The organism is Bartonella sp. P12B (assembly GCF_055796185.1).
Map to the genome: position 1 here is coordinate 1 of NZ_JBTTDI010000028.1, position 7,557 is coordinate 7,557.

A 7,557-nucleotide genomic window follows, 5' to 3' on the forward strand; every position below is an offset into this window, starting at 1 on the left:
GCAAGTTCTTCATCTGTTAGTGGTGGAGAGTCCACGGATTCCCAATCTTCTTTTGTATAATCATACTTTGTTTCAAAGGTTTTTTTGATAGTCATTGAAAACCTCTCTTTCTTTCTTATTCGCTTGGCGGAAACTAATAATAGATATCGCTTCATTGCCAAGCTTTGCAAAAACAATAACTGTCGTACCATCAGAAAAATGTCCAATAGCTTTCATGCGGTTTGAATGTGTTGCATCAATGAAAGCATGTTCCCAGTCAAAGTAAATAACATCAGCAAAATCAAGCTTATGTTTATTAATATTTAAAGCTCTCTTTGGTTCATCCCACACGATCTTCATATATTTTATGTACACTTAAAATATGAATCTGTCAACAATTAAAGTGTACAATAATTTCCACGAGTCTTTTAGAGTAAAGAAACCATGAACAAGAAGCATCGTGAGGGTCTGTCGGTTCGCGCTTTTGCCAAGAAGATGGGTGTCTCTCCTAATGCGGTTGTTTCTCGATTAAAAACAGGAAAATTCAATGAAGCTGTTTTTCCAGATGGTTCAATTGATGAAGCCCTTGCAACAGCGATATGGAACCAAAATCCTACTAAGAAAACTCATCAGAAATCTACACGAATTAAACAGGATTCCGCGAAAGCAGCCAACGAATTTGAGATCAAATTGGAGCGAATGCAAGTTGCGCTTGAAAGAGAAAAGATTGCCCTTGAGCAGTTACGAGAAACAACTGTTGATCGTGAAGAAGTGAGGAAAGAAGCATGGCGCTTTGGAAGAGCGCATCGAGATACAATGCTCAATTTTGCCCATCGCTTTGGTACTGAAATTGCCGCGCAAGCGGGATGTGATGCCGCTAGCCTTATTGGTGCTATCGATCATCATATGCGCAAAGCTTTAATGGAGAATGTCGTCCCTGTTTCTTTTCACAACCCTGATATTTTAGAAGAGAAAACAGAACATGACAAATGATGCTTCTCCCCCATCAGCTGGTGCTGGAATCTTTTTTACCTACGCGAATGAAGGACGCCGTCCTGACCCGCCTTATACGGTTTCTCAGTGGGCTGATAAAAATCGTTATTTGAGTACAGTCACCAGTGCAGAGCCTGGTCTGTGGAGGACAATGCGTACCCCCTATTTACGTGAGATCATGGATAATCTTTCTGTTTATGATCCAACCGAAACAACCGTTGTGATGAAGGGGGCTCAGATTGGAATGTCGGAAGCAGCCTTGAACTTTTGTGGTTATGCCATTCATCATAGTCCAGGACCCGCTCTTTATGTAATGCCGACAGTTGAGACCGCTAAGAAACTTTCAAAAACGCGTCTTGATCCAATGATTATGGCAAGCCCTGTTTTAAGTGAACGCATTGCCCCTGCCCGTGCACGCGACAGCGGAAATACAATGTTTTCAAAGGAATTTTATGGTGGGACGTTGATGATTACTGGAGCAAATAGTGCTGCTGGTTTGCGTTCTTCCCCTATTCGCTACTTGGTTTTAGATGAAGTCGATGCTTATCCATTGAATGTGGATAATGAAGGCGATCCTGTAACAATTGCTGAAAAGCGAACCTCTGCTTTTATTCAACGCAAAATTTTTAAATTGTCCACACCGACACACCGTGACACAAGCCGTATTGCCAAGGATTTCGTGCTTGGTGATCAGAGATATTACAATGTTCCTTGCGATGCGTGTGGGGTTCTACAGCCCATTGTTTGGTCGCAAATCAAATGGCCGAAAGGCGCCCCCGAAAAAGCTGTATTTGTTTGTGCGCATTGTGGTCATGAACATGCAGAACATCGCAAAGCTACCTTAATGGCGGAAGAAAACGGTGCCTGCTGGATCGCAACTCAAGAGTCAAGTAAGCCTCGTTTGCGTTCTTACCATATTTCAGCACTTTATTCGCCATGGCAGACTTGGGGCGATTGTGCACGCGAATTTTTAACAGCCAAAGAGGACCCTGCTCTTTTACAGGTTTTTATTAATACAGTTCTTGGCGAACCTTGGGAAGATAGAACGGGAGAAGTCATCGATACCGATAGCCTCTATGCAAAACGCGAAGATTATCCCATTGCACCGCCGCAAGCCGTATTATTGACCGCCGGCATCGATGTGCAAAACGACCGCTTAGAACTTGAAGTGGTTGGATGGGGGCGTGGTGAAGAAAGCTGGCACATTCATTATCACATCATTCCTGGTGATCCGTCTTCTTTTGAAGTATGGGACCAACTGGATGAATATCTGACAAGGCGCTGGCCACACTCTGGTTACAAAGATGGCATCAGAATAACAGCGGCTTGTATTGATACTGGTGGTGGACATACACAAGCCGTTTACAATTATGTACGCCCCCGTGAAGGACGACGCATCTGGGGAATTAAGGGACAGGCGGGATGGCGTGCGGTGTGGCCACGCCGTCCAAGCAGAAACAATAAAGGACAGATTAATCTCTATATTGTTGGTGTTGATGCAGCGAAAGATATTATCACGGCACGATTAAAAAAATCCGGTCCTGAAGCATCGGGAGCTGGTGCAACACACTTTCATAAAAGCCTTGATCGGGAATATTTTGACCAGCTCACGGCTGAAAGAAAAGTCATCAAATATTTTAAAGGTTTCAAACGCATTGAATGGCAAAAAAGTGAGAAAGCAAGAAACGAGGCTTTGGATTGTAGGGTCTATGCTTATGCCGCTTTACAGGGGCTGATTTCGGCAGGAATAAACCTTAATCGAGAAGTCGATATCTTAGAAGAGCGTTTGGAAAAACTTAAAGTTGACGGTTCTTTAGAACAGCCAACATCAGGGATTTCTTCATCCACTTCTCCAAGAAGATCTCAGACAGCACAGCCTAAAAAGAAAAAAATCAGAATGGTGATCAGTCCTTATATGCAAGGGGATTGGAGGTAATTTATGCGTACAGACTTGAACCAAGTAAACAGCAAAACTGACAGACTGGAAAGTTTAAAAAGGCGGCGCGAACAAATTGAAGAAGCTCTTTATTCAGGTGCGCAATCAGTGCGCCATGGAGATAAGCAAGTAAGCAACCGTTCTGTTGAGGAACTTCGCAGAGCACTTGAGATGCTGAATACGCAAATAGCCAACCTTGAAGGACACAAACGTTCACGTGTTTTCTATTTTAATATATCACGAGGCTATTAATGGCTGGCTTTATCAATAAACTCACGGGCTTTTTTACAATTTCTCGTCAACACAATCCGCCTCTTGAAGCTGCAAGCAAAAGCCGTCGCATGGGTGGGTTTGACCCCGCCAAAAAACATATCAATAAAGCGATTGAAGAATGCGGCGAAACCATTACTGCTCGTTCAAGATGGCTTTATGACAATGAATCTCTTTATGGCTCGGCAACAGAAGAATGGGTTTCCGCAGCTGTGAGTGATGGGATTAAACCCTATCCTCGCATTGAAGGGTTTCAAGAACAAAAGAAAAAGCTTTTAGACTTATGGTGGCAATGGGTTGATGAGGCGGATTATGATGAAGATGCGAGCTTTTATGGTCTGCAAGCAACAATTGCACGAGAAGTCTTTTTAACCGGCGAATGTTTTGTAAGACTACATTATGTTGACCTTTATGGACGCTCTGGGGTGCCTCTTCAATTACAAATCTATCCAACCGAAATGCTGGATCTCACTTACAATGGACCTGCTGAAATTAAAGGCAACTACATTCGTATGGGTATTGAATTTGATGCCAGTGGCAAGCGTGTTGCTTATCATTTCTGGGAACACCACCCCTATGATGATTGCCCTGCAAACAGTGCATTTAAGAGCCAAGAGCGCGTGCGTATCCCTGCTGAAATGGTCCTTCATATCAAAGAGCGCCGTATTGCCGGACAATTGCGCGGTTCTCCTAAAATAACGCGCTGTATGACAAAGATCTTTCAACTGGAATCCTATGATGATGCGGAACTTGATCGAAAAAGGACAGCAGCTCTTTTCGCGGTGTTTATCTCAGGAAATTCCCAAAACGACGCCAAATTACTTGATAATCGTAACGAAAAAGACGTTGAAGAAGAATCCGAATTGCCTGTCATTAAACCAGGTGGATCATTTTATTTAGGAGAAAATAAAGAGATAAAATTTTCAAATCCTGTTGAAGTTGGTGGTTCTTATGAAGCCTTTCAATTTCGCAATATTTTAAAAATTTGCTCGGCTCTCAATATGCCTTATGCCGTTGTCACTGGAGACGTTACGCGGGGTAATTTCTCCAATGTGCGCACCTCCATTATTCAGTTTAGACGTCACGTCAAACAATGGCGCGAACATATCATTGCCTTTCAATTCAACCGCATTGTCTGGGAGCGCTTTGTGGAAATGTCTGTCCTTTCTGGATGCGTCAATTTGCCAGGCTGGGAAGAAAACCCCTTGCCATGGCTTCAATGTGAAAGCTTTGCGCCCCCGCTTGAAATGATTGATCCAAACAAAGATATCTCGGCGGAAAAAGAAGAAATCCGCGCCGGTTTAAAAACTCGACGGATGGCACTTGCCGAACGGGGGTTTGATATCGATAGCATCCATGCCGAACTTGAGGAAGAACACACCGATGCTCGGGCACGGGGGTTATCTTTTGATACCGATATGGCGAATCCTTCTGGTGCACAGAAAGCGATGGATTCCACAGATTCAGATCCTTCTGAGACTTATGAAAGCAACCAAGGCAGTGAGGCACACAAAAATGACCAATAATCTTGACATGCCGTTTTTAGTATCACGGCTTTTTGGTGTTCCTCATATGCTTGCCTCAACAAAGCTTGATGTCATTCTTAATGCTCTTGCACCGCGTCTTTTTGCAGGAGAAAAGTTTGCTCCTCAGGCTTTTTCGCAAGGGGATAGCGCATCTTTCAAACCACCTGAGAGTTACGTGGTGCGCAATAATATTGCCATCCTACCGGTTCATGGCACCTTGGTGCGCCGCGGTGCATGGCTTGGTGCACTATCGGGTCTTACCTCTTATGAAGGCTTAAGCGCCTCTTTTCGTGAAGCCATTAAACAGCCTGATGTCCTGGCTGTTTTGCTCGATATTGACAGTGGTGGTGGAGAAGCCGGCGGGGTGTTTGATTTGGTTGAAGAATTTCAAGCACTCTCACAACACTATCAAAAACCAATTTGGGCACATGCCAATGAGTTTGCCTGTTCTGCTGCTTATGCCATTGCTTGCTCTGCTTTACAAATCTGGGTTGCGCGCACAAGCGTTGTCGGCTCAATTGGGGTGGTTTGTGCGCATCTTGACCAATCAAGCGCGGATGAGAAACAGGGGCTTAAATGGACCTTTGTCTTTGAAGGGGATCACAAGGTTCATGGTAATCCTCACGAGCCATTAGCTGATGCAGCGCTTAACAAAATGCAAGCAGATTGCGCCCTGCTCTACGAGATGTTTGTCAATTGGGTAGCACAAAACAGACCCCTGAATACTGATGCAATTCGCGACACAAAAGCAGAAACTTTTATAGGCACCCAAGCTATCACGCTTGGATTAGCAGATGCGCAAGGCACTCTTGCGCAAGCTTTGGAAGCCTTAACGGATTCCATCTCACAACCCCAAACAGTAACAGCAAAAGAAGGACAAAACACATGGCACGCACACAATATCGCGCCGAACAAGAAGAAGATGATGATGAAAAGATCGCCGACATCCTCAATGAAGAAGAGGACGAAGACGATCACGACATCGATAAAAACGCCGAAATCTTTGACGAAGAAGACGAAGAGGAGGATGAAGACAATGAGAACAAGCGCGAAAACATAAAAGCCGTGCTTGAACAAGAAAGAAAACGCGCTCAAGCACTGACAACCCTTGAAAGGCAAGCAAAGCGCTTAGGGGTTTCTTTTGATGCCGCAAAGGCTATTAAAAACGGCATGAGTATCGAGAAAGCACGCCAGTGTGTATTGACGGAGGCTAGCTCGCAAAGCGCCTCCTTAAAAGTGTCACCCTATGTTCCCCATGGTGATGGAGAGAGCAAGGCGAAAATTCATGCAAAATGGCAATCAATTTGGAAGAAAATACAATGAGTCATATTATTTATGAAGATGTTCGCAATGGCGCTTATCTTGGGCGCTACGACCCTGACATATCAAATGAACAAGTGGTGTTTGCATCGGGAGCTTTCATTGAGGCTGGGACTGTCATGGGAAAGGTGACAAAAACCGAACAATATGTCCCTCTTAATCCAGCAGCATCCGATGGCAGTGAAGTGCCCGCAGGGATTTCTTATGCTACCGTTGATGCAACAGGTGCAGAGCAATGTGCCGTCATTACAGCGCGTTTGAGCACAGTGAAAGCTTCTGAACTGATCTGGCCGGATGCAATACTGGAGCAAGAAAAGATGGAAGCTATTCAATCTTTAGAAGAGAACAACACCATTCTGTTGCGATAGGAGAATGCACACATGGATATGAATTTTTTTAAACATGATGCTTTCTCAAGCATTACAATGATGAAAGCCATTGAAAACTATGAGTTTCAACCGGGTCTTGTAAGCTCTCTCAATCTTTTTGAAGACGTTGAAACCAGCACCACAGTGGTTGGTATTGAACGGCGTGACAATACATTTTCGCTTATTCAAACCAGTGAACGCGGAGCCCCTTTAGCAGAAGGTGACAGAGACAGTCGTAATCTTCGGTTTTTCAAAACAACCCGTATTGCCAAAAGTGATACTGTGAAATCAGAAGAAATCCAAAACCGGCGTGAATTTGGTACAGAAGATCAGTTAGAGACGGCAATGAAATATATTGCCAGAAAACAAAAGAAACTGATTTCTGAAATCGAATTGACATGGGAAAATATGCAGCTTGGTGCTGTTCAAGGTGTTGTCCTTGATGCTGATGGTTCGGTGATTGTCGATTGGTACAAAGAATGGGAAATTACCCCACCAAAGCCAATTGACTTTAAACTGGAGAGTGAAACAACCAATGTTGCTGATAATGTTGATCAGGTCATTATGAGAATGATTGAAGCTTCAAAAGGAGCATTTTCTGACCGTTCACGGATTATTGGACTTTGTGGGAATACGTTTTTTTCTAAGTTGAAAAACCATAAAACAATTCGTGAAACCTATTTAAACACAGCCTTAGCTCAGACACTCAATAGCGCAGGAGGTGTTGCAACACCAAGTGCTCTTGGTACGGGGAGCTTTGGGAGTTTTGATTTTGCCGGTATCACTTTTATCAATTATCGCAGTATTCATAACTATAATGTGAGTGCAAAGGCTGGAACAAAGCGTGCGATAGGAATTAAGCCTGATGAATGTCAATTCTTTCCTGTTGATGCGCCTGGCGTATTCCAGAAAACCTTTGCACCTGGGGAAAGCTTAGATTTTGCCAACACGGTTGGAAAACCTCTCTACACGATGCTGATCGTCGATCACGACCGTAATGCATGGGTAAAGCCTGAAGTCTACAGCTATCCGCTTTACATTTGCACACGTCCTGAAATGCTGTTCAAAGCCGTCATTGGAGGGAAATAACATGCTATGGCACGGGCTGCTCAACACAATGGTAAAAGAGGTACGCAACACCTTTGGGCAGCCCGTCATCTATACG

General features: G+C 44.0%; 9 protein-coding genes and 1 pseudogene. 8 read left to right on the forward strand and 2 right to left on the reverse strand.

Annotated features, from left to right (window positions below):
- Both AC0QT1_RS08150 and AC0QT1_RS08155 read right to left on the reverse strand, forming a co-directional pair.
- Window positions 1-95 (reverse strand): annotated as a pseudogene (locus AC0QT1_RS08150) (BrnA antitoxin family protein); the annotation flags it as partial.
- Window positions 73-339, reverse strand: a complete 267-nt coding sequence (locus AC0QT1_RS08155) for a BrnT family toxin (protein WP_473202078.1) — start codon at window positions 337-339, stop codon at window positions 73-75. The gene AC0QT1_RS08155 and the pseudogene AC0QT1_RS08150, both read right to left, overlap by 23 nt.
- Before the next feature lie 84 nt (window positions 340-423).
- On the opposite strand from AC0QT1_RS08155, the gene AC0QT1_RS08160 reads away from it, so the two are divergent.
- The 8 genes from AC0QT1_RS08160 to AC0QT1_RS08195 are packed head-to-tail and all read left to right on the forward strand — an operon-like array spanning window position 424 to window position 7,481.
- Window positions 424-972 carry a hypothetical protein gene (locus AC0QT1_RS08160; RefSeq protein WP_473202079.1) on the forward strand — a complete coding sequence of 183 codons (549 nt, stop codon included), beginning with the start codon at window positions 424-426 and terminating at the stop codon, window positions 970-972.
- Window positions 962-2,908, forward strand: a complete 1,947-nt coding sequence (locus tag AC0QT1_RS08165) for a phage terminase large subunit family protein (RefSeq protein ID WP_473202080.1) — start codon at window positions 962-964, stop codon at window positions 2,906-2,908. Before AC0QT1_RS08160 ends, AC0QT1_RS08165 begins: the two co-directional genes overlap by 11 nt.
- A gap of 3 nt (window positions 2,909-2,911) precedes the next feature.
- A complete protein-coding gene (locus tag AC0QT1_RS08170; protein WP_473201309.1) occupies window positions 2,912-3,160 on the forward strand; it encodes a phage head-tail joining protein in 249 nt (82 codons plus the stop codon).
- Window positions 3,160-4,704 (forward strand): phage portal protein, encoded by a 1,545-nt coding sequence (locus AC0QT1_RS08175; RefSeq protein ID WP_473202081.1) that lies wholly within the window; start codon window positions 3,160-3,162, stop codon window positions 4,702-4,704. The genes AC0QT1_RS08170 and AC0QT1_RS08175 overlap by 1 nt, the downstream gene beginning before the upstream one ends.
- Entirely contained in the window at window positions 4,694-5,764 is a 1,071-nt protein-coding gene (locus AC0QT1_RS08180) for a S49 family peptidase (RefSeq protein ID WP_473202082.1), read from the forward strand. The genes AC0QT1_RS08175 and AC0QT1_RS08180 overlap by 11 nt, the downstream gene beginning before the upstream one ends.
- 5 nt (window positions 5,765-5,769) lie before the next feature.
- Entirely contained in the window at window positions 5,770-6,027 is a 258-nt protein-coding gene (locus AC0QT1_RS08185; protein ID WP_473202083.1) for a hypothetical protein, read from the forward strand.
- The gene (locus tag AC0QT1_RS08190) at window positions 6,024-6,392 is read left to right on the forward strand and encodes a head decoration protein (RefSeq protein ID WP_473202084.1); all 369 of its coding nucleotides are present in this window, start codon (window positions 6,024-6,026) and stop codon (window positions 6,390-6,392) included. Before AC0QT1_RS08185 ends, AC0QT1_RS08190 begins: the two co-directional genes overlap by 4 nt.
- 12 nt (window positions 6,393-6,404) lie before the next feature.
- Window positions 6,405-7,481 carry a major capsid protein gene (locus AC0QT1_RS08195; protein WP_473201306.1) on the forward strand — a complete coding sequence of 359 codons (1,077 nt, stop codon included), beginning with the start codon at window positions 6,405-6,407 and terminating at the stop codon, window positions 7,479-7,481.
- Window positions 7,482-7,557 lie beyond the last annotated feature (76 nt).

Bases quoted from the DNA above. Each gene is read 5' to 3' on its own strand.
- AC0QT1_RS08190 (WP_473202084.1), top strand. From the start codon at position 6,024: ATGAGTCATATTATTTATGAAGATGTTCGCAATGGCGCTTATCTTGGG.
- AC0QT1_RS08170 (WP_473201309.1), top strand. From the start codon at position 2,912: ATGCGTACAGACTTGAACCAAGTAAACAGCAAAACTGACAGACTGGAA.
- AC0QT1_RS08195 (WP_473201306.1), top strand. From the start codon at position 6,405: ATGGATATGAATTTTTTTAAACATGATGCTTTCTCAAGCATTACAATG.
- AC0QT1_RS08165 (WP_473202080.1), top strand. From the start codon at position 962: ATGACAAATGATGCTTCTCCCCCATCAGCTGGTGCTGGAATCTTTTTT.
- AC0QT1_RS08180 (WP_473202082.1), top strand. From the start codon at position 4,694: ATGACCAATAATCTTGACATGCCGTTTTTAGTATCACGGCTTTTTGGT.
- AC0QT1_RS08175 (WP_473202081.1), top strand. From the start codon at position 3,160: ATGGCTGGCTTTATCAATAAACTCACGGGCTTTTTTACAATTTCTCGT.
- AC0QT1_RS08160 (WP_473202079.1), top strand. From the start codon at position 424: ATGAACAAGAAGCATCGTGAGGGTCTGTCGGTTCGCGCTTTTGCCAAG.
- AC0QT1_RS08155 (WP_473202078.1), bottom strand. From the start codon at position 339: ATGAAGATCGTGTGGGATGAACCAAAGAGAGCTTTAAATATTAATAAA.